This window comes from Ruegeria sp. AP7 (genome assembly GCF_056539905.1).
In genome coordinates this window covers 550,822-576,398 of record NZ_JBQFVT010000001.1, presented here as the reverse complement: position 1 = coordinate 576,398, position 25,577 = coordinate 550,822, and the positions used below count along the sequence as shown (strand labels likewise).

The following is a 25,577-nucleotide window of genomic DNA, read 5'->3' as shown; positions in this document are numbered from 1 at the left end:
TCAGAAATCCTCTGGCAGAAAGACAAGATCGCTCACAGGCGCATCAGAGCCTGCCTCGGTCAGCATTTGGTGCAATTGTCCGCGATGATGCGTCTGGTGATTGAACATGTGAATGATGCATTGCGCATAAGGCTTTGTTACATCTTCTTCTTTTGCAGCGGAATACCATGTGAACGAGCCCGTAAGTTCGTCGTCTCCCAACGTTTCGCTCCACCTAGTAATCCGAACATCAATGGTATCCCGCAGCGGCAACCACTCGGATAAACCAGCGCAGATTGACACGCTCTCTGGGATGCCACCGCCTGGTCCAGGGCCTTTGTCGAACCGTGAGATCCAGATCCAGTCCCCCCAAAGCAGGTGATTGGCTGTTCCCATGATTGAACCGAAAAAGGCGCCCCGTTTCCGCGTCAGTTCTTCGTCAGAAAGAGCCTTAAGAAAACCCTTTAACTGACTGTTCTCCCATCGACTATAACGCGCCATCTCACGGGCATAGGCACCGGTGATCATTACTTTGGCCCGTGCCAGTCGATGGGGCAAATCTCGGCTGATTTCCCGCCAAAGTCCCAGACGCGACCATAATCACGTACCTTGGATTTCGTTCCTCTGGCCACGATGATGTCCGGGCCCATCCAGTATTTCGAGTTTGAAACCATCACTGGATGCTCAGGGTCTTTACCAGCCAGCATCTCGATCTCGCCCTGAATTTTCCGCCCGATCATGATCCGGCGCTTTGTCCCATCTCGCTCGATTTGAACCGGTGCACGCTCTGCCCCGATGATTTCACTAACCAACATGGTGAACAGACCGGTAGTGCCGCCTGCCTGCCCGCTGAAGATTTGCAGCAACCCGTTATAGGCCTTCCCACTGGCGCGTTCGTCGACATAAGCCGCGACTTTCCACTGGCCCTCGCCCATGCGCCCGGGGATATCGACCAACAGCCCGACGTTGAGGCCTGACAGATCTTCGCCTTCGTAGTGGCCTTCGTCGATCACGATACCCATCCACGCATGGCAATGCCCTTCGGTCGGAGGGTGTGCACCTAGCGAAACGACGCAAGGACAAAACACATCGCAGGAGCAGTTCAGGATCAGTTCACCCTTGACTGCCCAGTCGGTCGGGCTCATCTCTCGGCGCTTGGGATTGGGCATTCGGCTGTCAATTCTCTGACTGACCGGCAGCTTATCCGCATCCGGTTTTCTGTTCTTAGCCATAGACCTATCCTCCGTAAGTAATGTGATGTACGAGCAGTGCCAGACCGCCCGCTATTAAGATGAACCCCATCGGCCGGGTCACTACGTGTCCGATTTGGGGTAGTTTTTCCAAAACCATGAACAGTGTCGCCAGCCCCATCCACAACAGGCTCATGACGCCGCCCACAAAGCCCAGAGCCATGAAGCCCCAGCAACAGCCTACGCAAAATGCACCCAACCCCAGGCCCATGCGCAGGCCGCCTGAGAAACCCGTATTCCAATGTCCCAGAAAGTACATCATGGGCGCATGACAAACGCCATGGCAGACCTCTTTTGCACGGGTGAATTGGAACGCGCCCACTGCCATAAGCAGGCCTGCAGCCAAGTAGGGCGATTTGGCGACACCCAGCATATCAACCGCACCTCCGAACAGCAGTGCCAGCTGAAGGCCGGTGATCATCGCAGCAAAACCCACCCAAGCTATGAAGTATCCGGTTAGAACGCCCAGCCACCCTGCCCGCGTGCCATTCGCGCTGCGGATCAGATCATCGTAACTGCGCAATGTGGGGACTAGTGTTGGCAGCATCATTGCCGCCATCATGATCGCCCACATCCAGAACAGCGGGCCAAACTCGGCCATGGGCATATACATATCCATGCGCGGGTCCATCGCCGCCATGGCCTGTCCCATTCGGCCGGGCCGACCGATCCAGTCCAAATCCATATCGCGACTCATCGAGACCATCATCCACCACGCCCATAGGATCGCGATGTAGAAGCCCAACCAAAGCGCGCTGCGGAAAACTGAGCGACTCACTTGCCTCTCCCGACTCAACTCTCTTGCTTTTCAAATGTCAGACTTTTAAATGTCAGACAAATAAAAATTTACTTTTGACGCAAGCGACGATGAAGATTGACCCCCAAAGCTCTGCCGATCTATCGGCTCAAATTGCCCAAGCTATCCGGGATGCCATCATATCGGGGCAACTCATCGTCGATGAACGCTTGCCCTCCGAATCTGAACTTGCCGAGCAATTCAATGTCTCGCGCCCGACTGTTCGCGAAGCTTTGAAACGCTTGGCGGCACAATCTCTGATCCGTACGCAACGTGGGGCCACAGGGGGCGCGTTTGTAAATCGACTAAGCTTTGAAGGCGCTTATTCTCAACAGGTTACGACCTCAACGCTATTACTGTCGATGAACGCGGTCAGTTTCGACACTGCGTGCGAGGCACGGTACGCGCTGGAACGAGCCTGTGCGTCCCTGTCTGCACAGCGTCGGACGGCGGATCAGCTTGCTACAATGCGGGCCGAGATCTTTCGGCAGGCACAGCCCGGTCTGACCGACGAAGCATTCTGCGCCTCAGACGTTGCCTTCCATCGAGCGCTGGTCGATGGCGCTGGCAATCCCGTCTTGTCCTACCAGCTGGCTGGCGCTGTCGAGGCTATGCAGCCTTTGATGAACATGATCACCTTCACTGCACGGTCGCGGGAAGAAATCATCGCGTTGCATACCAACATCGCCAATGCCTTAGAGGCGCGTGACGCTGAAAAGGTTGATGCGGCGCTGGTTAAGCTTGAGAGCTATACTCGGCAACTGGCGCAAGATGTTGCCCAGAAAAAACGCAAACCGGCCTGATCTATACGGCTTAATATCAGAGGTTTGGAATAGAAACATGAGGTGGAAATGATCAATGCCCTCAATGTAGCTGCCGCTTTGCTGACAATTGCTTTCGGGTTATTTGGCTTCCTGGCGCCTGCGCATACTGCTAACGCATTGGATTTGGTCCCGACCAAAAGCACCATGGGTCTCAGTGAAATGCGCGCCTCGGTTGGTGGGCTGTTTGTAGTCACCGGCGCTGCAGTGCTGTGGCTTAACAATCCGATGGCTTATATGATGCTAGGGATAGTCTATTCTGGTGCAGCACTTGGCAGATTCGTTTCTGTTGCTCTCGATCATCCACCTTTGGCGAAAGCATTGATTTTTGGTGGAATCGAACTTGTTCTCGCCATCTGGCTTATTCTGGCAAACATGAACAGAGCGTCGTAACGCATTGAAACAAAACCACCCCATAGTCCAGATTCCGAGTTTGCATCACCACCGATCCTCACCTATATAAGGGATGTCCTTCGGGACTATGGACATAAACGCGCTCGTAATAAGCGGATCGGACCCGGGGGCGGTACCCGGCGGCTCCACCAATCATCCTTCGTTTGGGGATTTTGGGGCCGAAATAGGATCGACGAACGTCTAAAGGGGTTAGCTTTGTCTCGGCTGTCTGCCACCGTTACCGGCGAAAATAGTACAATTGCAAACGACAATCGTGCTCCGGTTGCAGTTGCTGCGTAAGCAGTAGCAAGACCGAAACTTAAGCCCTTGCGCCTAGCCGCGTAAGGCGGGGTTCGCAGGTACCTGGCAACAGAAACCTGCATTTTCCCTGTTATGTCTGTTTATTGCTCATAGCTCATTAGAGATTCAGGATTTATTCACTTGTTTATCCCACATTTCTGTCCAGGCGACAGGAGGGTTAAGATGACGAATTCTGACAGGCTTAGGGCTTGGTATTCTGAGGTTTGGGAACAGGGCAATACCGACGCAATCGATCAGTTTTTTGCTCCAGACACGATGGCCGAGGGGTTGATCCCTGAAATGCAGGTTGGGGCCGATGACTTTCGCGATCTGGTCATGGCCTTCCGACATGTACTGGGCGAAATCAAGGTCGACCTCCCCAAAATCATTGAAAACGGTGATTGGGTGTCCGGAGTTCTTCACGTCCGCACATTTCGGGCTGACAACGGCGCACCATTAGAGGTTACCGGGCAAGTCATGGCCCGATTCAAAGGCGAGAAAATGGTCGAGGCGTATAATCAGTTCGATTTCATTTCACTCTTTGAACAGCTTGGGCAGTTCCCGCAGGATACGCTTCCGGTTTGCATGACTGGGCAAAGGTTGGACTGGGTCGGTTAAACCACAACCGCAAGCTTGACCCCTACCGCATCCACGCGATAGCAGAGGTTCAAGGGGTAAGCTTGCGAACACCCCGTGAGGCGGCAGCCCAAGTTCGCATGTATCCAAAGCCACAAGGAAACATGCAATGGCTGCCCCCAATGCAATAACACCCCGACAACTGCTTCGCTTAATCGGTACGCCCAAGGCGCCTGTCCTTATCGACGTGCGAACCGAGGCGGATTTTGCGGACGAACCTGTGCTTGTTCCGAGCGCTATTCGTCGCTCTTTCAAAGATGTTGACAAAATCAGAGAAAGGATCGGAGATCGCTTTTCTGTTGTGATTTGCCAAAAAGGCAAGAAACTAAGCCAGGGTGTCGTCTCTTGGCTGCAATCCGAAGGCGTAATGTCCGAATATCTTGAGGGCGGCATGTTTGCCTGGCGCGATCTGCCAGGGGCACCCTCCGTGCCTATTTCTGCCCTGCCTGAGATTGCCCAGGGCGGTACGATTTGGGTGACACGACATCGCCCCAAGATTGATCGCATTGCGTGCCCTTGGTTAATCCGAAGGTTTGTCGACGCTCAAGCGCGCTTCCTTTTTGTGGCGCCCGGCGAAATACAGGGAGTAGCGGAGCATTTCGGCGCCACTCCCTTTGACGTTGAAGGTGTCGACTGGAGCCATCGCGGTGAGAAATGCACCTTCGATACCATGCTGGACGTGTTCAACCTGCATTCCGAACCAATGGACCGATTGGCCACCATCATACGCGCTGCAGACACCAACAAGCACGATTTAGCCCCTGAAGCTGCTGGATTATTGGCAATATCGGTCGGACTGTCGCGCCAATATCGGGACGATCAGCAACAACTGGAGGCTGGTCTGCATATCTACGATGCGCTTTATCGATGGGCGCGGGATGGATCTGGTGAAACACATGACTGGCCAGCAGGTCACGGGAAATGACACCATCGTACCGTGAGTTGTTCAGCGTTTTCGGGCGTATCGGGCTTTTGTCCTTTGGTGGGCCAGCGGCGCAGATTTCACTGATGCATCAGGAACTCGTCGAGAAACGCCCCTGGCTGGACGAGCAAACCTATCTACGTGCGCTTTCGTTGTGCATGTTATTGCCGGGGCCCGAGGCCATGCAGCTGGCAACATACGCGGGTTGGCGATTGCGTGGTGTGACCGGAGGCTTGATTGCAGGTGGCTTGTTTGTCCTGCCCGGGGCGCTGGTCATTGCAATACTTGTAGCGTTGTATGCAGCGTATGGCACATTGCCACTGGTTCAGGCGGGGTTTTTGGGCATCAAGGCCACCGTCATTATCATCGTTCTTCAAGCCTTGCGTAATCTATCGAAAAAGGCGTTGACCGATACCGAACATCAGATGATCGCCGGGCTCGCGTTTCTTGGTATCTTTCTGTTCAATCTACCCTTCCCTCTGATCATTTTCTGTGCGGCCCTCTGGGGCTTTGCAACATCCAATGGCCAGGCCCCAACTGCCTTTCAAGCAAGCCCGGCATTAGGCAAACCCGTTCAAACGGCAGTATTCTGGCTCATATTGTGGCTAGGACCTTTGCTTTTGCTGCAATTGTCAGGGCAGGAACTGCTCAGCGACTTAGGCTGGTTTTTTGCCCGTCTTGCCGTCGTCACCTTTGGAGGAGCTTATGCGGTGCTGGCCTATATGACCCAGACCGTTGTGGACACATACCACTGGATCAGCACGGATCAGATGATCGACGCGCTTGGCCTGGCCGAAACCACGCCGGGACCTCTAATCCTTGTGACGCAATTTGTGGCGATGCTGACTGGACAGGTTGCCGGAGGGCCATCACTTGCACTAGCGGCCGGAGTTGTCGCTTTATGGGCGACATTTGTTCCCTGCTTCCTCTGGATCTTCCTCGCAGCGCCACAACTGGACAGAATTGCGGCACGCCCTCGGCTTGGGGCCGCTATGCACGGCATCACGGCTGCGGTTGTCGGAGTGATTCTCAACCTCTCCGTGTGGTTTGGGTTGAACGTTCTGTTTGGCTCACTCCCCGGTTGGTCATTGGGACCTGTGTCAATCCCCCTGCCCGATCCTGCTACGCTAGATATCAGGGCGCTTGTTCTTACGGTGTTAGCTGGCCTGTTGATTTTCCGTATGAAATCCGGTTTAGCGACCACATTAGGAATTATGGTTCTGGCCGGAATCGGGTTGCAGTTTTTGTGATCAATACAGCCCAGCACGGACTTTCGTTTCCGTCCGAATGAACTATGCTGGTATTAACCACTTTCGAGGATCAAACATGTCGCAAGACATCGACTACGGGAATCTGATGCACACGGCCATGCGGGGCCTGATCAAGACCGTCCTGACGGATGTGTCCAAGACTGGCCTGCCCGGAGCACATCATTTCTTCATCACCTTTGATACACGATATGAAGGCGTTGAACTGGCTGACTGGCTACGAGAGCGGTATCCCGGTGAAATGACGATCGTCATGCAGCATTGGTTCGAAAATCTCGAAGTCGGCGATGAAGGATTTTCGATCACGTTGAATTTCGGCGATGCGCCTGAGCCGCTGTACATACCGTATATGGCAATAAAAACCTTCGTTGACCCTTCGGTCGAGTTTGGCTTGCGCTTTGAAAGCCCCGAGGATGAGGACGACGAAGTCTTTGTGGCGGATGAAGCCCCAATCGAACTGGAAGCGGAAGAACCGGAACCACAGCATCATGATGCGGATGTGGTTTCGCTGGATAGCTTCCGAAAATAATTAGGTAGTTCCCCGCTTGATGTGGGGTTTACTCCTTTTTCAAAAATGTCTCGACCGAGCGTGATTTGACTCCGTCCCGGAACCTCGAAAATGACAGATCCAGACCGCCATCTGCCAAGGTCCGGTCAAACTGTTGCAACTCGTAGCCCCCATTTTCTGCGATGAACAACGAAAACACAGTCAAAGTGTCGCCTTCAATCCTGCCCCAGACAAAAGGTTCACCTTTCATCGGGTCAAGCGGCACCTCGTGTCCGAACACGTTGCGTTTCATCGCGGCAGAATAAACATCCGCACGATCTGAGCTTTGAAAATCAACCGAATATTTCTCATCCTTGATGCGCCCATCTGCTTTGTAGGTCGTGGTGGTCCAACTTACATTGAAACCTCCTTTAATCTCATGGATTGAAACACTCATATCCCGAGGCGTCGAAGTACCATCGGCGTCAACAACTTCGGCAGATCCAGTATAATCGCCGACAAAAGGCTCAATGTTGGTCGCGTTGGCTTGCTGTAAAGATGCGGCCAGCCAGATACATGCGGCAAACGCCAACGCAACCGCATGCAGGGGTCTGTTCATAAGTGATACTCGCATGGCTGACTCCGTCCTCTATGAAACTTCATTCTAACTTTAGTCCGTCTGCGCACAATGGCACTGTTTTCGCTAACAGAAATTAATTGGTGCGGCGCTTCGTCTATACCTTTGTCTGGCCTAGGTTTATGGTGCGCTCAACTGGCCGATTGCGCCTCAGCCCCGCTGCGGTTAAACGGCATACGACTGCATACCAGACCGGAGCGACCGATGTCTCAAACCCGTACCGAATCCGACAGCTTTGGCCCTCTTGAGGTGCCCGCCGACAAATACTGGGGCGCACAAACACAACGCTCGATCATGAACTTCCCAATTGGCTGGGAAAAGCAACCCGTTGCAATCGTACGGGCGCTGGGCGTGATCAAGCAGGCCTGCGCAATGGAAAACAAGGCAACGGGCAAGTTGGATGATAAGATCGCTGACGCGATTATTCAGGCCGCAGGAGAAGTATTCGAGGGTAAGTTTGATGACAACTTCCCCTTGGTCGTCTGGCAAACCGGGTCGGGTACTCAATCCAACATGAACTCGAACGAGGTCATTGCAAACCGCGCGATCGAGATTTTGGGTGGCGTGATCGGCTCGAAAGAGCCAGTGCATCCGAACGATCATTGCAACATGGGTCAGTCCTCGAACGACACCTTTCCTACTGCTATGCACATCGCCACCGCAATGAGTGTGCGAGATGTGCTGATGCCTGGGCTCGAGAAATTTGCGTCTGCGCTGGAAGCCAAGGCGAAAGAGTTCGCCGGGATCATCAAGATCGGTCGCACCCACACACAGGACGCCACACCGCTGACACTGGAACAGGAATTCGGCGGTTACGCGCATCAGATTCGTCAGGGCATTGCGCGGGTCGAAGCCTCGATGCCTGGCATTTATGAACTGGCACAAGGTGGCACCGCCGTTGGTACTGGATTGAATACGCATGACGGTTGGGACGAGGCTGTCGCCAAGAATATGGCCGAAATCACCGGCCTTCCCTTCGTTACTGCACCAAACAAATTCGAAGCGTTGGCCGCTCATGACGCCATGGTCTTCCTGTCCGGCGCTTTGGCCACGATCGCCGGATCCTGCTATAAAATCGCAAATGATATTCGTCTGTTAGGTTCGGGTCCCCGCTCGGGGCTAGGTGAACTTATCCTGCCCGAGAATGAACCCGGCTCGTCCATCATGCCCGGTAAGGTCAATCCGACCCAGGCCGAAGCGTTGACACAGGTGGCCGCGCACGTGATGGGCAATGACGCAGCAATGAAGTTTGCTGGCTCGCAAGGACATTTCCAACTGAATGTCTATAACCCGATGATGTCGTATAACCTGTTGCAATCCATCCAACTGTTGGGTGATGCGACCGACAGCTTTACCGAAAGGATGCTACTAGGCATCAAGGCCAATGAACCGCGCATCGATAAACTGATGAAAGAGTCTTTGATGCTGGTGACCGCTCTGGCCCCCACCATCGGGTATGACAACGCCACGACCGTCGCCAAGACGGCGCACAAGAATGGCACGACGCTCAAGGAAGAAGCGATCGCATTGGGCTTTGTCGATGAAGAAACCTTCGACGCAGTTGTCCGCCCGGAGAAGATGATCGGCCCCAAGAACTGATGGGCAAGCCGGTTAACCTGAACCGGTATCGAAAAGAAAAAGCGCGGGCCCAAAAGAAGGCCCGTGCAGATGCAAACGCTGCGAAACACGGACAGACCAAATCCGAGAAAGCTGTGGTAAAGCTGGAACAAATGCGCCAACGCCGCGACCTCGACGGTCACAAGGTCGACGAATGAGCGGGCGGCCTGTCAAACGCTCTCTGACCTTGCAAGGTCATCGAACATCCGTTTCGCTTGAGGATGAATTCTGGCAGGCATTCCGTGACATTGCGCGGAAAAAAGATATTCCAATCAATGTTCTGGCGGCAAATATTGATGCAGAACGTGATCCTGAAACCGGGTTAGCTTCGGCCATTCGCGTGTTCATTCTGAATTGGTATCGTCAATCTGAATGATTGCTTGATTTCAGCCAATAGAGTCGCTTATCTTCATGGGGAACAAAAGGGGTACATTCATGAGCGATTTGGCAACGGGCCCAGATGGAAAACCTCGGTGCGCGTGGTGCAACGCCGCCCCAGAATTCTTCGACTATCATGACAATGAATGGGGATATCCCGTTTCCGACGACAGACGGTTGTTTGAAAAACTATGCCTCGAAAGCTTTCAGTCGGGCCTGAGCTGGCGCACCATTCTGTCAAAACGCGAGAATTTCAGAGCAGCGTTTGGAAACTTTGATTTCAACAAGATAGCAGAGTTTTCTGATGCAGATATCAATCGTCTACTGGACGACAAAGGCATCGTACGTCACCGTGGCAAGATCGAAGCCGTGATCAATAACGCCGGCCGCGTGCAGGGCCTAATCGAAGCTGAGGGATCATTGGCAGCGTATGTCTGGAAGTACGAGCCTGAGACGCCACCTGCCCCGCAAAGCGCATCCACTTCGGCAGAATCCATTGCGATGTCGAAAGATCTGAAAAAACGTGGCTGGAAATTCGTCGGTCCTACGACCGTGTTTGCCTTCATGCAGGCCATGGGGTTGATCAATGATCACGCATTGGGATGTGCCATGCGCGAAAAAGCGACGCAAATGCGCCGCGATTTCATCAAGCCAGAATAAAATCTCCTGCGATCAGATCGAGGCGCGGTAGATATTGTCAATGTTGCTTCCGAGCGCTGCATTGAAATCCGCATCGGATTGTTGCTTGGACAAGCCTTCAGTCAGAGCGCGAGAGAAAGACGCGATCATCTTGCCGTTCTTGCCGAGCAGGTCACAAGCCTGCTCGGTCGAATATCCACCCGACAGCGCAACCACGCGCAGGACACTTGGATGGTCGGCTACCTCGTCATACAAGTTGGCCTGACTTGGAATGGTCAGCTTCAGCATCACCTCCTGCCCCTCGGCCAATTGATCGAGGTTCTTCAGGATTTCTGATTTCAAGATGTCTTCGGCCTCGGCTTTGGTTTCCGAATGGATGTTCACTTCGGGCTCGACAATCGGCACCATGCCTGCGTCTGTAACGACCCGGGCCACTTCAAATTGCTGTGCAACAACATCCGCGATGCCCTGCGCATTGGCTTCGTGGATGACCGAGCGTTCCTTGGTTCCGAAAACGCCATCCGCGTTGGACAGGGTTTCCGCCAGCCCCGGGATAGGCTTCATCATTTGAACGCCATTGGCTTGATCCTCAAGCCCCTTGTCGATCTTCAGAAATGGCACGATGTTTTTGACCGACCACAAGTAATCTGCGACTTTCTTGCCTTCGATTTCTTCACCTAGCGTTCGTTCGAACAGGATCGCCCCAATCACTTTCTCCTTGGTGAAATCTTCTGCCAGAATGATCCGGGCGCGCATCTTCTGGATCTCTCCGAACATCTCTTCGTCCGAGTTATACCCAGAGGCATCAACGCCATACAAAGCCAGTGCTTTCGGGGTTGAACCGCCGCTTTGATCCAGGGCTGCAATAAATCCTGCGCCTTCGGACATCTGCGCGCGCTGTTCTGCTTTCGACATAACTCATTCCCGTTCAATATGATTCCGCATTTTCCAACCGCATACAGCAAGCCGACGAACGATGGTAGTTTGTTAGCGCTCAACTAGACGCAACCAAATCCCATCCTTTGATCTGACGGTCAGATGTGCGACCGGTACGGGCGTTTTGCCTTCGATTGTTTCGAAGTGATATCGACGTAGCAGCATCGACAGTATGAGTGGACCCTCAACCATGGCAAACCCCGCGCCTGTGCAAACCCGAGGGCCGGTAGAAAATGGGATGTAGGCGTCACGCTGACAGGCCTTTCCGTTCTCTGTTGCCCATCGCCCGGGATCAAATTCGTCTGGTCTGTCCCATAAGCTTTCGTGGCGATGTAAATGCCAGGGGCTGACCACGATCTGAGATTTTTGCGGGATATCTCTGTCACGGAATTTTTCCGGACAGGAGGCTTCACGCACCATCATTGGAACAGGTGGGTAAAGGCGCAGCGCCTCACGAAATACGTCGCGGCTAAGTCGTAGGTGGGACATGGCCGAGAACTCGGGTGTATCCAGCGCTTGCGCCTCTTCTGCCAGTTTATCCTGCCAATCGGGATACAAGGCCAGTAGATACAGGGCCCATGCCAACGCTGATGCACTGGTTTCATGCCCCGCGAGAAAGAAAATAGCGACCTGATCGACCATGTCTTGCGCGTCAAAGCATTTGCCTGTCTCTGGATCGTTAGTCGTCATGATCTTTGTGGCGAGATCATCAGGTGCCGTTCCGTTCTTGATTGCTGCTGCCCGGTCAAGTGTTAGTTGGCTGATCAGAGCGCGTATTTGTCGGGCGGTCTGACGCGTCTTGCGCGAATGTAACCGGGGGGCCCATCTGGGAAGCGGTACAAAGGCTGCCAGGTTCAACAAAGGTTGTTCGCGCTGATAGATCCTGAACTTTTCAAAAACCTGCGCAGCTACCTCATGCTCAATCGGAACCGAGAACAGGGTTCTAAATATGACATCTGCGGCCACGTGGCTGGTGATCTCTTCACATTCCACGTCCTGCCCAATGCGCACCCCAAGCCTGTCGACGCAAGCTTGCGCCGCATCTACCATCGCAGGAAATGTGTCTTTCAATCGGCCACCTTCAAACGCAGGATCGATGATCCTGCGCTGCTGCTTCCAGACCGCCCCATTGGTCAGAAACACGGACTGCCCCAGCAGCGGGCGCAAACCTTCGCTGATGCGGCTTGATTTGGGAAACACATCGGATCGATCTTTCAACACAGTGCGGATCAGTTCCGGTTGGTTGATCAGGAACGATCGAAAGAAAGGCGTCCGAAACTCAGCCATCCAGGCCCGATACAAACGTTGAGGTTGCGCCGACAGAAGGTCTTGTCGAAACAAACGCATATACCGCCAGAGTGAAACCTTATCGGGCCGTGAAGCAGGTTTAGGTGGCCTCATGCCGCCACCGTAGTGTGTTTCGAAATGGTGCGTTCAATGCGTGAACGCGAAGGTGTTCGGTTAGCAAACCTTTCTCCCAGCGTTTGCGGGCCCGCGGTTATTTTGAAGTAGTCGTAATCATTGGGCCAATCGAACGCGCACAGATACTGAAAATGCAGCCGAAAGAACCGCCACCTGAGCTTTTTCCAGCGCTTGGGTGAAAGAGTTTGAGTGAACGCTGCGGACAGTACCAGCGGCCAGCGTTTGTTGGGTGGCGATACCCCGCTAACCGCCACCGGATCACACAAGGCAAACGCACAGCCGTCTCCGGGTGCTGATACATCGACCCAGGTCAGTCCCTCGCTACCCGAGAGGTATTGCAGATCGGTCCGCAATGTGTAGGCCTTAGGCAAAAAGGAAACCATCGGCACGACCTGCCCCAATGACAGGAATGACAAGGCCGGCCCGCCGATCTTGCCCTGCCTCCTTAGAACCTCAGCCAGGGCTGTCACGCCAAGATGAGCCCCAGAGCTATGGCCGACGACTAAAACCTCATCAACGTCAGATCCGAGGGCCTGCAAAATCTGATCTGAAAACTGGTCAAGCCGCGTTGTCAGCTCAGGTGAATATGCACCTTTTAAACGTGCGGAATGCGCATAGTCATGCATCAGGTAATAGGCGAGCAATCGGTTGTCGATCGCTCGAAACCAGCGCATCAGAGCGTAAACGGCCACAGCAGCAGGCAGCACAGACCACCACCACATGAACGTGCCTAACCCAACAGCAACACCCCACCCAACCAGCAGAGCCAGCGCAAGTTGAGCCAATAACATTCCTACCGGATATAGTGCGGCGATAACCGGACCCTTGCGCAATTGCATAAGGCGCCAAAGCGTTCCCGTTGATATGTAGATCCAGGCGGTCTGTACCATCTGAAAATACGTCGCCAGTATCGAGCGCGCCATGCTGTCCTTAACGATATCAGTCCAAACCAAAACCTCGATCTCGGTCTCAACAGATACACCGTCTTGATGTGAAAGAACGCGCCAACCATAGGCTCCACCATCGGTTTTGCCGATCACATCGATCTCGTAGCCAGATATCGCGGCCTGGGAACGGCTCTCTCTTCGATAGAGTTCGCGATAGCGGCGTGGGGGAATCGGATCATAGCCGGGTATATAAAACACCCGGCGCTTGCGCACCTGTGGTTGGGTTTGTTGACTGCTCATGACCCGGCCCTCTGATCCGCAGATTAGCGCAGCGGCAAGGTCAAGGTAAGACCCGCCGTTTAACCATCCACGTTTAGCGCCAGAGGGTTAACCAAAATTCGCCAAAGCTGGAAATGTTTCAAGCAGCCACCAGCTGAATTCCGTGAACAGCCCAGTGATCAACATGATACCGACGAACAATAGCAACCCACCCATCACCTTTTCGATCGTACCCATATGAGGTTTGATACGGTTCATAACGGCCATGGAGCGGTTCAGGAACATTGCGGCCAAAAGAAACGGAATACCCAGCCCTGCAGCATAAACACCTAGTAACAACGTGCCGCGTGCGACAGACGCCTCAGACGCGGCCAACGATAAGATTGCCCCCAGTTGAGGACCGATGCAGGGCGTCCAGCCAAAAGCAAACGCCAGGCCCAGAATATAGGCCCCGAATACGGAACCACCGGATTCTCCCGCATCAACGCGCGCTTCGCGATCTAACAGAGGGATACGGAACACATTCAGAAAGTGCAGGCCAAAAACAATCACCACCGCGCCTGACAATTTAGCAAAAAGCACCTGATTCTGGAGTACGAACGCCCCAAAGGCCGATGCTGTGAAGCCCAGCAGAAGAAATACCGTCGACAGACCCAGAACAAAGAAAAGCGCCGACAGAGTCGCCTTGCGCCGCGCACGCGCCTCGTCCTGCATCTCGTGAATGGTCACGCCGCTCATATACGCAAGATAGGGGGGCACAATCGGCAACACGCAGGGCGACAAAAAGCTGATCAGCCCGCCGAGCAAGGCGACAAACATGGCAGGTAAAAGTCCTGCATCGATGATCTCAATTCCGAACATGGATCAGCACATATGGTATCAAGTGGGTTTCGTCACGGGGCCATTCGGTCACATCCTCGTGGTTACACGCTGGACAGTGCCCCTTGTTGGAAATATCTCAACCGAATGACAGATGAGACAGATACGTTGGATGCGCTGGGGTTGTTATGCCCTCTACCCGTCCTCAAGGCCCGAAAAAGGCTTAAATCCTTACCCGCAGGTGGCGTCTTGCGCCTGCTTGCTGATGATCCGGCGGCGATAATCGACGTGCCGCATTTCTGTACTGAGGCGGGTCACACGCTCATTTCACAAGACAGTGTAGATGGTCATCAGATCTATTTGATCCGAAAATCCGACTAGCGACTCGTCACGATAGTATTAAAGAAAAAGGCGGGCCAATCAGCCCGCCTTTTCATTATTGCCCGAGTGACCACCACCCGCGCCGCTTTGGCTTGGCTGGCGCAGGCTCAGGTTCTTCCGTCACAACCTCCAGGACAGGCTCTGGGGTCTCAGTCTCAACAACTTCAGGTTCAATCTCTATAGGCTGTTTCTCGGCCTCTACGGCCACTGTTTCGGCCTGTTCAGAAGCTTCCACTGACTGAGCCTCGGCAACCTCAGGTTCGGGTGCTTCCCCGGGGTTCTTGGCTTCTGGGGTTTGCTCTGGTTCGACCTCGGAAACCTCAACTGTGGAAGCAACTGGTTCGTTCGCCTGTTCAGCCGCCGTGTCATCTGTGGCAGGCTGAGTTTCGTTGGCACCGGTGTCAGTATCTGCATCCTTTTTACGGCGACGCGGCGCCCGACGCTTCTTGGGCTTGGCTGGTTTCTCAGCCGCTTCCTCATTAACCGGTTCAGCCTCGGCCTGCTCGGTCTCAACAGTTTCAGCCCGTTCAGCCGCCTCAGCGTTATTCTCGGTCTCAGTTTCGTCAGTATCACTATCAGACGCCTCTGAACCGCCCGCGTTCTTTTTGCGCCGACGCCGACGACGCTTGCGCTTGGGCTTGGCCTCTTCCTCGTTCTGTACTGCGACTTCTTCTTCGCTTTCTTCCTCTTCGGTGGCGTCGACCAAATCCATCAGGGACGCATCCACCGATACCACCGGGGCAGTAGCCTCGGGAACAACGCGGCTGGCGGTTTTGAACTTCTCCATCGAGAAATCAGGGCTAACCAGATGCACATCCCCTTCGATACGCACCGACAAACCATACCGCGCCTCGATCTGAGCGATATGTTCACGTTTCTGATTCATCAGGAAATTGGCGATGCTGACCGGACACCTCACCAGAACCTCACGCGAACGGCGGCGGGTGCCTTCTTCTTCGATCTGGCGCAAGATCGAGAGCGCCATATTGTCATCCGATCGGATCAGACCGGTGCCATGGCAAGACGGGCACGGCTGTGTCGTCGCTTCAAGCATACCGGGCCTCAGACGTTGGCGGCTCATCTCAAGCAGACCAAAGCCCGAAATCCGGCCCACCTGAATACGGGCGCGATCTGTTTTCAGCTTGTCCTTCAAGCGTTTTTCAACAGCCGAGTTGTTCTTACGCTCGTCCATATCAATGAAATCGATGACGATCAGACCCGCAAGATCGCGCAGACGCAATTGGCGTGCCACCTCTTCTGCGGCCTCTAGGTTCGTTTTCAGCGCAGTTTCCTCGATCGAGCCTTCTTTGGTCGCTCGACCCGAGTTCACGTCGATTGCCACTAGCGCTTCAGTCACGCCGATAACGATGTAGCCACCCGATTTCAACTGAACCGTCGGGTTGAACATCCCCGCCAGATAGCTCTCCACTTGATAACGCGCGAACAGTGGCAGCGCATCCTCATACCGTTTCACGTTCTTGGCATGGGACGGCATGATCATCTTCATGAAGTCTTTGGCGATGCGATACCCGCCCTCACCTTCAACCAGAACTTCATCGATATCACGATTATAGAGATCGCGGATCGATCGTTTGATCAGGTCGCCTTCTTCGTAAATCTTTGCCGGCGCGATGGATTGCAGTGTCAGTTCGCGGATCTGCTCCCACATACGTTGCAAGTATTCATAGTCGCGCTTGATCTCTGACTTGGTGCGCTTGGCCCCTGCCGTGCGCACGATCAGACCCGCACCTGTTGGTACGTCGATCTCCGAGGCGATGTCCTTCAATTTCTTCCGGTCAGCCGCGTTGGTGATCTTGCGGCTGATCCCTCCACCGCGCGCCGTGTTTGGCATCAGCACGCAATAACGACCAGCCAACGAAAGATATGTGGTCAGCGCCGCACCCTTGTTGCCACGTTCTTCCTTGACCACCTGCACCAGCAGAACCTGGCGCACTTTGATGACTTCCTGAATCTTGTACCGGCGTGGGCGCGGTTTACGCGGAGGACGGATGTCCTCGCTATCATCCTCATCCGCTACGGATTCGATCGAGTCGTCTTTCGAGGCAGCGTCCGGCGCCTTGGCCTCCTCGTTCTCGTCCACATCTTGATCAGCCTCCTCCGAGGTCTCCGTGTCAACAGAGCCTTCAACGGCTTCTTCTTGAGCCGCATCCTCGACAGTCTCTTCGGATGCTACTTCTGTGACATCCCCTGTAACAGCTTCGGATTGCTCCTCAGAGGTATCTTCCGTGCTGGGTGCCTCTTGCTCGGCAACCTGCTCAATCGCGGTCTCTTCCGGCTGGTCAACTGCTTCGTCGGCCGGTTCCTCTACAGGGGTCTCAGCAACCGTTTCCATGGGCGAAGTCCCCTCTGGAACCGATAGATCGGTCTCCTCAGTTTCATCTCCCAGATCGATGGTTTCCATACCGGTGGGTTCGGACGAAACTTCGAGGGTTTCGACCGGATCATCCGTTTTCACATCTGCCGCCTTGCTTCGTGAGCGCGAGCGACGTTTTTTGGGTTTGGATTCCTCTGCTTCATCCCGCGCCCTCATGGCTTCAGCATAAGCGCGCTCTTCTTCCATCAGCGCTTCGCGGTCGGCGACCGGGATTTGATAATAATCCGGATGAATCTCAGAAAACGCCAGAAACCCGTGCCGGTTCCCGCCATAATCCACAAAAGCCGCCTGAAGCGACGGCTCAACCCTCGTTACTTTTGCAAGATAGATGTTGCCAGCAAGCTGGCGTTTGTTTTCGGATTCAAAGTCAAATTCCTCAACCTTGTTTCCATCGACCACCACAACGCGGGTTTCCTCCGCGTGGGTGGCATCGATAAGCATTTTCTTAGCCATGTGTCCTTGGTGCACCGCGCCAAACGCGTTGTCCTGACCCGTCCAGGCGGACAGGCGCTTTTGGGGAGGTGTCTTGTACGGGCGATTTCAGACGGCGCGCGGCAGGGTGCGGCACTGTGGCCCCCTGCCCGTATACTCAATCGTTGCGCGCGCGTCATCGCGGTTCTTCTCCGACAGGCGCGGGATAGGGCCGCGGCCTGCCCATTATTCCTTTCACCCGCCAGAACGGGTTCAGGTACTCAGTTGCCCCGGTTGGGGCACAATCGGCCTGCTGAACTGCGTGGAAATGATCCTCAGCAGCAGATCAGCAGCGAAACTCAATGATTCGGGACTTCTGGGCGTCAAATCGCCCGGCCCGTCCGAACACAATAAAAGCAGTCCTGTGGAAAAGACAATGGGCAAACTGAATAACACCCACAGATCACAGCACAGGATCTCTTCATCTGGCTGAAAATATCTCGGGGGTGAATTGAGCCCAAGGCTCAAGAGGGGGCTGGCCCCCTCTCCGGCCTACAGGTAATCCGAGCGCTGCAATCCATACTTTGCCATCTTTTCATTCAATGTTCGGCGCGGCAGGCAAAGCTCTTCCATCACGGATGCGATCGAACCTTTATGGCGACGCATCGTATTGTCGATCAGCATCCGTTCGAAAGCTTCGACATATTCCTTTAGCGGCTTACCCTCAGTGGTCATTACGGGCTGCATCTCTTCATGATCTGACATCAGCAGCGACGCAATCGTCCCTGATCCGCGTCGCGATTGAAGCACTGCGCGCTCGGCAATATTGATCAACTGCCGAACATTCCCCGGCCAAGGGGCTTGCAATAGCTGCGCCGCTTCTTGTGCGCTGACTTGGGGTGCATCGCAACCATATTCCTCGGCAAACTGTTCGCTCAAGCGCGTAAACAGAGTCAGGATATCCTCGCCGCGCTGACGCAGCGGCGGCATCGTGATGCGCAAGGCCGCAAGCCGGTAGAACAGGTCAGGCCGCAAAACATCCTCGGATGTCTTGCCGGCCTCCTGCAGATTCGAGATCGCAACGATCCGCGTTTCCGCAGGCGTCCCCTGTTCGTTCATAACACTCAGCAAACGCGCCTGCAGCGTATCGCTCAGCGCTTCGACATCCTCCAAAACCAATGTCCCGCCTCGTGCTTCTTCGATAGCAGGCAACTGAGTATCCTCTGGCAGCATCGGGCCAAACAAGCGCTTCGACAGCGCTTCCTCCTCCAACGCGGCACAAGAAACCAGAACAAACTTTTTGCCCGCCCGGCTCCCGACAGCGTGCAAGGCATGCGCCACCAAAGTCTTCCCGGTCCCCGTTTCACCGTCGATCAGAACGTGACCATCGGCCTGCCCCAGATCAAGAATATCCTCGCGCAAGCGTTCCATGACGGGGCTGGCACCAATCAGCTTGTTCATGATCTGAGTGCCACCCGACAATTCGCGGCGCAGCGCCCGGTTGTCCAGTGTCAAACGTCGTGCGTTGCTGGCCCTCTTGGCCAGTTCAGACATCTTGTCAGGATTGAACGGTTTCTCAAGAAAATCAAAAGCACCCACCCGCATGGCTTCGACGGCCATTGGGACATCGCCGTGACCCGTGATCATAATCACCGGTAATGTGCTATCCGCGCCCATCAATTTTTTCAAAAGCTGAATGCCATCCATACCCGGCATTTTGATGTCAGAGATCACGATCCCCGGATATTCCGGACCAAGCACCTTGAGCGCATCTTCGGCGCTGGCGAAGGTTTCCGTGTCATACCCCGACAAAGCCAGCCACTGGCTAATTGACTGGCGCATGTCCTGTTCATCATCCACGATGGCGATTTTCATGGCCTGTGCCATAGTCACTTCCTTTATTCCGCGGCCTCAAGGCCGTCGCTTCCCAGTATGGGCAATTGCATCTCAAACACCGCGCCGCCCTGTTGGCCGTTTCGTGCGGTCAAACGTCCGCCATGGTCGTTCACGATCCCGGACGAGATGGCAAGCCCCAGACCAACACCGTCTCCGGGGCGTTTGGTCGTATAGAACGGCTCAAACAGGTTTTCGATATCTTCGATCCCGTGGCCATTATCACGTACGGTCAGTACAGCGGTATCTCCTGCAGCCAGGATAATCTCGACATCAGGTTCAGCGACAGATTTGGTGGCATCCAGCGCATTGCGCAAGAGATTGACCATAACCTGTTCAATCCGCATCCGATCCCCCATCACTATAACAGGGACTTCGGGTAAAATCTGGGTTATCTTGACGTGCCTTTGACGGAGCTGCGGCTCCATCATCGACAGGCTCGATGCCAGTGCTTCGCCTAGATTTACAGGCGAAAACGCATCCGCGCCCTTGCGGGCATACGACTTTAGCTGGCGCGTGATCGCACCCATCCGTTCAATCAAACCATCAATGCGACCAAAACTTGCCAGAGCTTCTTCGGGTCGGTTCCGACGCAACAGCAAACGCGCGCCTGCCAGATAGGTTTTCATAGCGGCCAGCGGCTGGTTCAACTCGTGGCTCACCGCTGCCGACATCTCACCCAAAGCCGCCAGTTTCGAGCTTTGAGCAAGCGTTTGCTCAGCAACTTCCAGCGTCTTTTCAACCCTTTCTCGCTCAGCGATTTCCCGCTGCAGCCTGGCGTTCAATGCGCGAAGCTCCGCCGACTCTCGCTGGAACAAAGTCATGCGCGAGGTGGCCCTGCGACTGAGCGCATAGAAGGTCAGCGCCAGAAGAATCGCAAATGCCATGATTTCAAGCGCGAGGACGCTGTTCACACGTTCCCGGATTGACGAATAGGTGGTGAACGATGTCATCTGCCAACCCCGGAACGGTATGCGAGTTTCCATTCGCATCACAGCTTCGCCTTGCAAGTAAGCATCCGGCGGCAGCGCATTCCAGTCGGCCGTCGCGCGGATCGCACGTTGAATGGCACTTTGAGGGGGCTGGCGCAGAATAGCGCTTCCTTCTTCCAGGCCACGCCATTGTGGTTCAGTCGACAGAATGATCGCACCGGTGCTGTCTGTCACCATCACGGCATCAGAAATCCCGGCCCAGGCGCGCTCGAATTTCTGCAAATCGACCTCGACCACAATTACCCCGAGTATCTCGGCATTGGCTTCAATTCTGCGTGAATAAACAAAGCTGTATCCCCCAGCCTCGCGCGGGATGACCGAGAATATCGTAGCATTCGATCGCATCGCATCAATGAAGTAGGGAGAGCTACGATGCCCCTCACCCAATCGATTGCGATCGGTTGCCGCCACCGTAAGCCCATCTCCGTCCAACAGAACCAGCGACGCCGCTCCGATTTCTTCTACAAAAGAGATCAGTCGCTGAGTCGACAGCGTATAGTCACTGGACTGCAAGGCCGAGATCAGCGTTGGGTCTCTGGAAAGAAGTTGCGGAACGATGGAATTGCGACGCAGTTCACTGAGCAAGTTACCGGAATACAGCGCCAGACGCAGTTCGGCCCGGTTGCGGGTGGATTCCGTGAAACGGCTGGTCAAAAGACTGTTGGTAATCCAGACCGTGGCAACTGTTACAAGAAGCAGCACGAACACAGCAAGACGCAGCCGCCAGCCCATTGGCGAGCCACGCAGTCGGTTCAGGAACCCGTCGCGGTCTGATTGATCTTGGGCAGTCATGTTCTGACGCTACGCGTCCCGACTGATGACCTCAAGTCACGCTGGCGCCAGCACCCCGGCCAATGCGCGGAAGAGCGCCGTTCCATCAGTGCCTCCGTGGCCTGAATCCGCCGCCCGCTCGGGGTGGGGCATCATGCCTAACACGCGGCGGTTGTGTGATAAAATGCCCGCAATATCGTCGCGCGAACCGTTGGGATTCTCGGCGTAAGTGAAGGCAATGCGATCCTGATCCTTAAGTTCAGAAATGGTCGCGTCATCGGCGAAATAGTTACCATCATGATGGGCAATCGGGATATCGATCACATCACCGGCGTTATACCCTTCGGTAAATGCACTGTTGCTGGTTTCGACTTTTAGTCCGATAGTTTTGCAAATGTATTTCAGACCGCCATTTCGCAGCAGTGCGCCGGGCAGAATTCCAGTTTCGGTCAGAACTTGAAACCCGTTGCAGATACCGACGGCGTAACCACCACGCTCGGTATGCGAAGCCAGCGCTTTGCAAATCGGTGACTGCGCCGCAATCGCGCCACAGCGCAGATAGTCGCCGTAGGAAAATCCACCCGGAACACCAACGATATCGATACCCTCGGGCAGCGCGGCATCCTTGTGCCAGACCATATCGACGGAAAAACCGGCCTGTTCGAAGGCGACAGTGAGATCGCGATCGCAGTTGGAACCGGGGAAAACGATGACGGCTGCGCGCATGGCGGACCCTCCTAGGTCGGAAAAACTCAGAGCAGTTCGATCTCGAAGCGTTCGATGACCGTGTTGGCCAACAGCTTTTCGCACATTTTAGTTACGTCCGCTTCGGTCGCGCCGTCGGCCAGTTCCAAATCGATCACTTTGCCCTGACGGACACCTTCGACCTGATCAAAACCCATCGCACCCAATGCGTGACGCACAGCCTCACCCTGCGGGTCCAGAACCCCGTTCTTGAGCATCACATGCACACGTGCCTTCATTTTCGAAAACTCCACTGGTGGACCGCTCTCCGATCCGTTTCGTTGCGCGCGGGATACCCCGCTTGGGCGTGTCGGACAACCCTGCCCGTCCGGGGCAGGATCAGTTGATCAGCGTTGGCTTGGTCACATTACTTTTGGGCAGAACACCAAGACGACGGGCGACTTCCGAATAGGCATCCGTCAGGCTGCCCAAGTCGCGGCGGAACACATCCTTGTCCAACTTCTGACCGGTTTCGATATCCCAAAGACGGCAACTGTCGGGGCTGATCTCGTCCGCAATGATCAGGCGTTGGAAATCACCTTCGAACACGCGCCCGATCTCAATCTTGAAATCGACCAGTCGAATGCCGACAGCCAGCATTACACCGCTCATGAAATCATTCACACGCAGTGCAAGGCTCAGGATATCGTCCATGTCCTGCTGGCTAGCCCAGCCGAATGCCGCGATGTGCTCTTCAGTCACCAGCGGATCACCCAGCGCATCGTCCTTGTAGCAGTATTCAACAATCGGGCGCGGCAGTTGAGTCCCCTCGGCGATACCAAGACGTTTGGACATCGTTCCGGCGGCATAGTTGCGCACGATCACTTCCAGTGGGACGATCTCGCAATTCCGCACCAGTTGTTCGCGCATGTTAAGACGGCGGATGAAGTGCGTTGGCACCCCGATCTGGGCCAGACCAGTCATGAAGAATTCACTCAGACGATTGTTCAGAACACCCTTGCCGTCGATGACATCTTTTTTCTCGGCGTTGAAAGCGGTGGCGTCGTCCTTAAAATACTGCACGATGGTTCCCGGTTCCGGGCCTTCATACAGAATTTTGGCTTTACCTTCGTAAATCTTCTTGCGACGCGCCATGAGCGACCTTTCCAGGCTGGGGAAAGGGAATGAGTCCCCTTACGTTGGCGCCCTCATAGTGCAAGCCCCGCCTTCCCGCAAGTTCGCGACCCCGAGAGGCTTTGACGCAGCGCAAATACCTTGCGCCCGAGGCGTCGTATAGTCATATCATCAGGAAAGAGAATTCAAGCCAAGGGGTCCCGAACCAATGACCACATTCGACGAACGCGAAGCCGCATTTGAAAGCAAATTCGCTCATGACGAAAAGATGCAGTTCATCGCGCGGATGCGCCGTAACCGGTTTATGGCTGTCTGGGCATCGGCACTGAAGGGCGAAACCGTAGAGCAAGCTCGGAAATATGGCCAGGAACTGGTCCATACCGATCTGCAGAATGTCAGCGAGGACGATGTCGTCGAGGCGGTTAAAGGCTATCTTGGCGATCTTGCAGACGAGGCTAAGATTCGTGCGAAAATGGCGGAACTGCTGGTTGAAGCCAAAGAACAGGTTATGGCGGAAGCCGAAGATTGATTGCGTAAAATGCAAAACTCATGATCTTCATGAGTTTTATGAATTTGATTTGACGCCCCGGTCATGAGACACGGGGCGTCTCATATTTTGACGGGCCACGGCCTTATTCTTGGAATACCTCAATGACAAACGCGCTCAGCACTCTACTTGAAACCGTCGACGTCATTCTTGCGGATGGTGCGACGGGCACGAACCTGTTCAACATGGGCCTGCAATCTGGTGATGCACCTGAGTTGTGGAACGTCGATGCTCCCGACAAGATTCGCGCGCTGTATCAGGGCTCGGTCGATGCCGGTAGCGATCTGTTTCTCACCAACACATTCGGCGGAACCTCAGCACGTCTGAAACTGCATGATGCCCAGAACCGTGTGACCGAATTGAACCGTATCGGGGCAGAGCTGGGTCGTGAAGTTGCAGACAAAGCAGGCCGCCCAATTGTTGTGGCAGGTTCTGTTGGCCCGACCGGTGAAATCATGGAGCCCGTTGGCAGCCTTTCGCATGCTGAAGCCGTCGAGATGTTTCATGAGCAGGCAGAGGCGTTGAAAGCCGGAGGCGCAGACGTTCTGTGGCTTGAGACCATCAGCGCCCCAGAAGAGTTCCGCGCCGCAGCCGAGGCCTTTGCTCTGGCCGACATGCCCTGGTGCGGCACCATGAGCTTTGACACCGCGGGCCGGACCATGATGGGTGTTACATCCTCTGATCTGGCGATGATTGTCGAAACCCTACCCAATCCCCCTGTGGCCTTTGGGGCCAATTGCGGTACGGGTGCGTCCGACATTTTGCGTACGGTGCTTGGTTTCGCTGCCCAGGGCAGCGAACGTCCTCTGATTTCCAAGGGAAACGCGGGCATTCCGAAATACGTGGACGGACATATCCACTACGACGGAACGCCCGAACTGATGGGCCAATACGCCGCCATGGCCCGAGATGCAGGTGCGACAATTATTGGCGGGTGCTGCGGCACCATGCCTGCGCATCTGCGCAAGATGCGGGAAGCACTGGATAGCGGCCAACGCGGAGATCGCCCGACCCTGGATCAGATTACATCGGCGCTTGGTCCGTTTACCTCAGCCTCAGATGGCACCGGCGACGAGGCGGTGCCTGAACGACGCACGCGACGTCGCCGCCGCGCCTGAATGATCTCTCAGCGCCCCTCGAATTTCGGGGGGCGCTTTTCCAGAAATGCCACCACACCTTCGGCAAAGTCACGGGTTCTACCGCATTCGCCTTGCAGGTGCGCCTCGGCGGCAAGCTGTTTCGGCAATGTTCTATCGTAGGTCCCCCGGATCGCCTGTTTGATTGCCCGGAACCCGGCAGTTGGGCCATTAGCCAGATAGGCGGCCCGTTCGCGCCAATGCGCGTCGAACTGATCGTCAGAGACTGCTTCCCAGATCAACCCCCAGTCGTCCGCCTGACGCGCGCTGATCTTGTCTGCAAACAAAGCAGCCCCCATCGCTTTGGCAAATCCCATCTGACGCGGCATGAACCAAGTTCCGCCAGCATCAGGCAGCAATCCGATCCGAGCAAAGGCCTGCAGGAAATAGGCGCTCTCGGTTGCGATTACGACATCGGCACAGAGTGCAAGATTCGCCCCTGCCCCTGCTGCCGCCCCGTTAACGGCCGCGATCGTTGGCACCGGGCAGTCGTAAACCGCGTCGAGCATAGGCTCATATTCATCCCGTAATGCTCTTTCGAGATCGATCTTTCCTGTGCTCGACGCGTCCCCTAGATCCTGGCCAGAACAGAACGCAGGCCCGGCCCCTGTCAAAACAATTGCCCTGGCATGGCGAGCCGCTTCTTTCATCGCATAGGTGATCTCGGCCCGCATCTGCGTCGTCAGCGCATTCATCTTGTCTGGTCGATTCAATGTCAAAACCGCCAAATCATCGGTAATATCCAGAAGGACCGCTTCGTATTCCAT

The 25,577-nt window shown here is 54.9% G+C and carries 28 protein-coding genes and 1 other RNA gene; 14 read left to right on the top strand and 15 right to left on the bottom strand.

Annotation, left to right across the window (positions count from 1 at the left end):
* The 3 genes from ACR0KN_RS02795 to ACR0KN_RS02785 are packed head-to-tail and all read right to left on the bottom strand — an operon-like array spanning window position 1 to window position 2,007.
* Window positions 1-507, bottom strand: a complete 507-nt coding sequence (locus tag ACR0KN_RS02795) for a DinB family protein (protein WP_480651204.1) — start codon at window positions 505-507, stop codon at window positions 1-3.
* Window positions 507-1,211, bottom strand: coding sequence for a DUF1326 domain-containing protein (locus tag ACR0KN_RS02790; protein WP_010439955.1), 705 nt, complete (start codon window positions 1,209-1,211; stop codon window positions 507-509). Before ACR0KN_RS02790 ends, ACR0KN_RS02795 begins: the two co-directional genes overlap by 1 nt.
* A gap of 4 nt (window positions 1,212-1,215) precedes the next feature.
* Window positions 1,216-2,007, bottom strand: coding sequence for a DUF2182 domain-containing protein (locus ACR0KN_RS02785; RefSeq protein ID WP_480651202.1), 792 nt, complete (start codon window positions 2,005-2,007; stop codon window positions 1,216-1,218).
* A gap of 89 nt (window positions 2,008-2,096) precedes the next feature.
* On the opposite strand from ACR0KN_RS02785, the gene ACR0KN_RS02780 reads away from it, so the two are divergent.
* From ACR0KN_RS02780 to ACR0KN_RS02750, 7 genes are all read left to right on the top strand, one after another.
* Window positions 2,097-2,828, top strand: a complete 732-nt coding sequence (locus tag ACR0KN_RS02780) for a FadR/GntR family transcriptional regulator (protein WP_480651200.1) — start codon at window positions 2,097-2,099, stop codon at window positions 2,826-2,828.
* A gap of 48 nt (window positions 2,829-2,876) precedes the next feature.
* A complete protein-coding gene (locus tag ACR0KN_RS02775) occupies window positions 2,877-3,239 on the top strand; it encodes a DUF4345 family protein (protein WP_480651198.1) in 363 nt (120 codons plus the stop codon).
* A gap of 36 nt (window positions 3,240-3,275) precedes the next feature.
* Window positions 3,276-3,623: a transfer-messenger RNA gene (gene ssrA, locus ACR0KN_RS02770) on the top strand.
* 99 nt (window positions 3,624-3,722) lie between these two features.
* Window positions 3,723-4,157 (top strand): ester cyclase, encoded by a 435-nt coding sequence (locus tag ACR0KN_RS02765; protein ID WP_010439948.1) that lies wholly within the window; start codon window positions 3,723-3,725, stop codon window positions 4,155-4,157.
* Between the two features lie 127 nt (window positions 4,158-4,284).
* Window positions 4,285-5,100 carry a chromate resistance protein ChrB domain-containing protein gene (locus ACR0KN_RS02760; protein ID WP_480651196.1) on the top strand — a complete coding sequence of 272 codons (816 nt, stop codon included), beginning with the start codon at window positions 4,285-4,287 and terminating at the stop codon, window positions 5,098-5,100.
* Complete coding sequence (gene chrA, locus ACR0KN_RS02755; RefSeq protein ID WP_480651194.1) at window positions 5,097-6,347, top strand: chromate efflux transporter; 1,251 nt, start codon at window positions 5,097-5,099, stop codon at window positions 6,345-6,347. Before ACR0KN_RS02760 ends, chrA begins: the two co-directional genes overlap by 4 nt.
* Before the next feature lie 76 nt (window positions 6,348-6,423).
* Window positions 6,424-6,894 (top strand): SspB family protein, encoded by a 471-nt coding sequence (locus ACR0KN_RS02750; protein ID WP_170470011.1) that lies wholly within the window; start codon window positions 6,424-6,426, stop codon window positions 6,892-6,894.
* Between the two features lie 28 nt (window positions 6,895-6,922).
* Here ACR0KN_RS02750 and ACR0KN_RS02745 read toward each other — a convergent pair whose 3' ends face one another.
* On the bottom strand, window positions 6,923-7,486 hold the full coding sequence (locus ACR0KN_RS02745; protein WP_480651192.1) for a hypothetical protein: 564 nt from the start codon (window positions 7,484-7,486) through the stop codon (window positions 6,923-6,925).
* A gap of 207 nt (window positions 7,487-7,693) precedes the next feature.
* Here ACR0KN_RS02745 and fumC point away from each other — a divergent pair, with 207 nt between their 5' ends.
* Genes fumC through ACR0KN_RS02725 form a run of 4 tightly spaced genes read left to right on the top strand, consistent with a single transcriptional unit; the run spans window position 7,694 to window position 10,144 of the window.
* Window positions 7,694-9,088: a class II fumarate hydratase gene (gene fumC, locus ACR0KN_RS02740; protein ID WP_480651190.1), complete on the top strand. Its 1,395-nt coding sequence runs from the start codon at window positions 7,694-7,696 to the stop codon at window positions 9,086-9,088.
* Entirely contained in the window at window positions 9,088-9,264 is a 177-nt protein-coding gene (locus ACR0KN_RS02735; RefSeq protein ID WP_480651188.1) for a DUF4169 family protein, read from the top strand. The genes fumC and ACR0KN_RS02735 overlap by 1 nt, the downstream gene beginning before the upstream one ends.
* Entirely contained in the window at window positions 9,261-9,482 is a 222-nt protein-coding gene (locus ACR0KN_RS02730) for a ribbon-helix-helix domain-containing protein (protein ID WP_170539508.1), read from the top strand. Before ACR0KN_RS02735 ends, ACR0KN_RS02730 begins: the two co-directional genes overlap by 4 nt.
* A 59-nt stretch (window positions 9,483-9,541) precedes the next feature.
* Complete coding sequence (locus ACR0KN_RS02725; RefSeq protein WP_480651186.1) at window positions 9,542-10,144, top strand: DNA-3-methyladenine glycosylase I; 603 nt, start codon at window positions 9,542-9,544, stop codon at window positions 10,142-10,144.
* Window positions 10,145-10,156: 12 nt separating this feature from the next.
* Here ACR0KN_RS02725 and ACR0KN_RS02720 read toward each other — a convergent pair whose 3' ends face one another.
* The 4 genes from ACR0KN_RS02720 to ACR0KN_RS02705 all read right to left on the bottom strand — a co-directional run bounded on the left by ACR0KN_RS02720 (window position 10,157) and on the right by ACR0KN_RS02705 (window position 14,508).
* Window positions 10,157-11,038, bottom strand: a complete 882-nt coding sequence (locus tag ACR0KN_RS02720) for a fructose bisphosphate aldolase (protein ID WP_480651184.1) — start codon at window positions 11,036-11,038, stop codon at window positions 10,157-10,159.
* Between the two features lie 72 nt (window positions 11,039-11,110).
* Window positions 11,111-12,460 (bottom strand): cytochrome P450, encoded by a 1,350-nt coding sequence (locus tag ACR0KN_RS02715; RefSeq protein ID WP_480651182.1) that lies wholly within the window; start codon window positions 12,458-12,460, stop codon window positions 11,111-11,113.
* Entirely contained in the window at window positions 12,457-13,668 is a 1,212-nt protein-coding gene (locus tag ACR0KN_RS02710) for a hypothetical protein (protein WP_480651180.1), read from the bottom strand. The genes ACR0KN_RS02715 and ACR0KN_RS02710 overlap by 4 nt, the downstream gene beginning before the upstream one ends.
* Before the next feature lie 87 nt (window positions 13,669-13,755).
* Window positions 13,756-14,508 carry a cytochrome c biogenesis CcdA family protein gene (locus ACR0KN_RS02705; RefSeq protein WP_010439928.1) on the bottom strand — a complete coding sequence of 251 codons (753 nt, stop codon included), beginning with the start codon at window positions 14,506-14,508 and terminating at the stop codon, window positions 13,756-13,758.
* Window positions 14,509-14,613: 105 nt separating this feature from the next.
* Between ACR0KN_RS02705 and ACR0KN_RS02700 the strand changes: the two genes are divergently transcribed.
* Entirely contained in the window at window positions 14,614-14,847 is a 234-nt protein-coding gene (locus ACR0KN_RS02700) for a sulfurtransferase TusA family protein (RefSeq protein WP_170469979.1), read from the top strand.
* Between the two features lie 55 nt (window positions 14,848-14,902).
* Here the strand turns inward: ACR0KN_RS02700 and ACR0KN_RS02695 are convergent, their stop codons facing one another.
* The 6 genes from ACR0KN_RS02695 to purC form a co-directional block, all read right to left on the bottom strand.
* Window positions 14,903-17,695: an Rne/Rng family ribonuclease gene (locus tag ACR0KN_RS02695; protein WP_480651178.1), complete on the bottom strand. Its 2,793-nt coding sequence runs from the start codon at window positions 17,693-17,695 to the stop codon at window positions 14,903-14,905.
* 510 nt (window positions 17,696-18,205) lie between these two features.
* Complete coding sequence (locus ACR0KN_RS02690; protein WP_010439922.1) at window positions 18,206-19,540, bottom strand: sigma-54-dependent transcriptional regulator; 1,335 nt, start codon at window positions 19,538-19,540, stop codon at window positions 18,206-18,208.
* Between the two features lie 11 nt (window positions 19,541-19,551).
* Window positions 19,552-21,330: a sensor histidine kinase gene (locus tag ACR0KN_RS02685; RefSeq protein ID WP_480651175.1), complete on the bottom strand. Its 1,779-nt coding sequence runs from the start codon at window positions 21,328-21,330 to the stop codon at window positions 19,552-19,554.
* 36 nt (window positions 21,331-21,366) lie between these two features.
* Window positions 21,367-22,035 carry a phosphoribosylformylglycinamidine synthase subunit PurQ gene (gene purQ, locus ACR0KN_RS02680; protein ID WP_480651173.1) on the bottom strand — a complete coding sequence of 223 codons (669 nt, stop codon included), beginning with the start codon at window positions 22,033-22,035 and terminating at the stop codon, window positions 21,367-21,369.
* Between the two features lie 26 nt (window positions 22,036-22,061).
* Window positions 22,062-22,292, bottom strand: a complete 231-nt coding sequence (gene purS / locus ACR0KN_RS02675; protein ID WP_010439914.1) for a phosphoribosylformylglycinamidine synthase subunit PurS — start codon at window positions 22,290-22,292, stop codon at window positions 22,062-22,064.
* Between the two features lie 100 nt (window positions 22,293-22,392).
* The gene (purC, locus tag ACR0KN_RS02670) at window positions 22,393-23,148 is read right to left on the bottom strand and encodes a phosphoribosylaminoimidazolesuccinocarboxamide synthase (protein ID WP_010439911.1); all 756 of its coding nucleotides are present in this window, start codon (window positions 23,146-23,148) and stop codon (window positions 22,393-22,395) included.
* A gap of 187 nt (window positions 23,149-23,335) precedes the next feature.
* Between purC and ACR0KN_RS02665 the strand changes: the two genes are divergently transcribed.
* Together ACR0KN_RS02665 and bmt are read left to right on the top strand one after the other, a co-directional pair.
* Window positions 23,336-23,656 carry a DUF1476 domain-containing protein gene (locus ACR0KN_RS02665; protein WP_170469973.1) on the top strand — a complete coding sequence of 107 codons (321 nt, stop codon included), beginning with the start codon at window positions 23,336-23,338 and terminating at the stop codon, window positions 23,654-23,656.
* Window positions 23,657-23,778: 122 nt separating this feature from the next.
* On the top strand, window positions 23,779-24,792 hold the full coding sequence (gene bmt / locus ACR0KN_RS02660; RefSeq protein ID WP_480651171.1) for a betaine--homocysteine S-methyltransferase: 1,014 nt from the start codon (window positions 23,779-23,781) through the stop codon (window positions 24,790-24,792).
* An 8-nt stretch (window positions 24,793-24,800) separates the two neighbouring features.
* Here the strand turns inward: bmt and ACR0KN_RS02655 are convergent, their stop codons facing one another.
* Window positions 24,801-25,577 (bottom strand): enoyl-CoA hydratase-related protein, encoded by a 777-nt coding sequence (locus ACR0KN_RS02655; RefSeq protein WP_480651169.1) that lies wholly within the window; start codon window positions 25,575-25,577, stop codon window positions 24,801-24,803.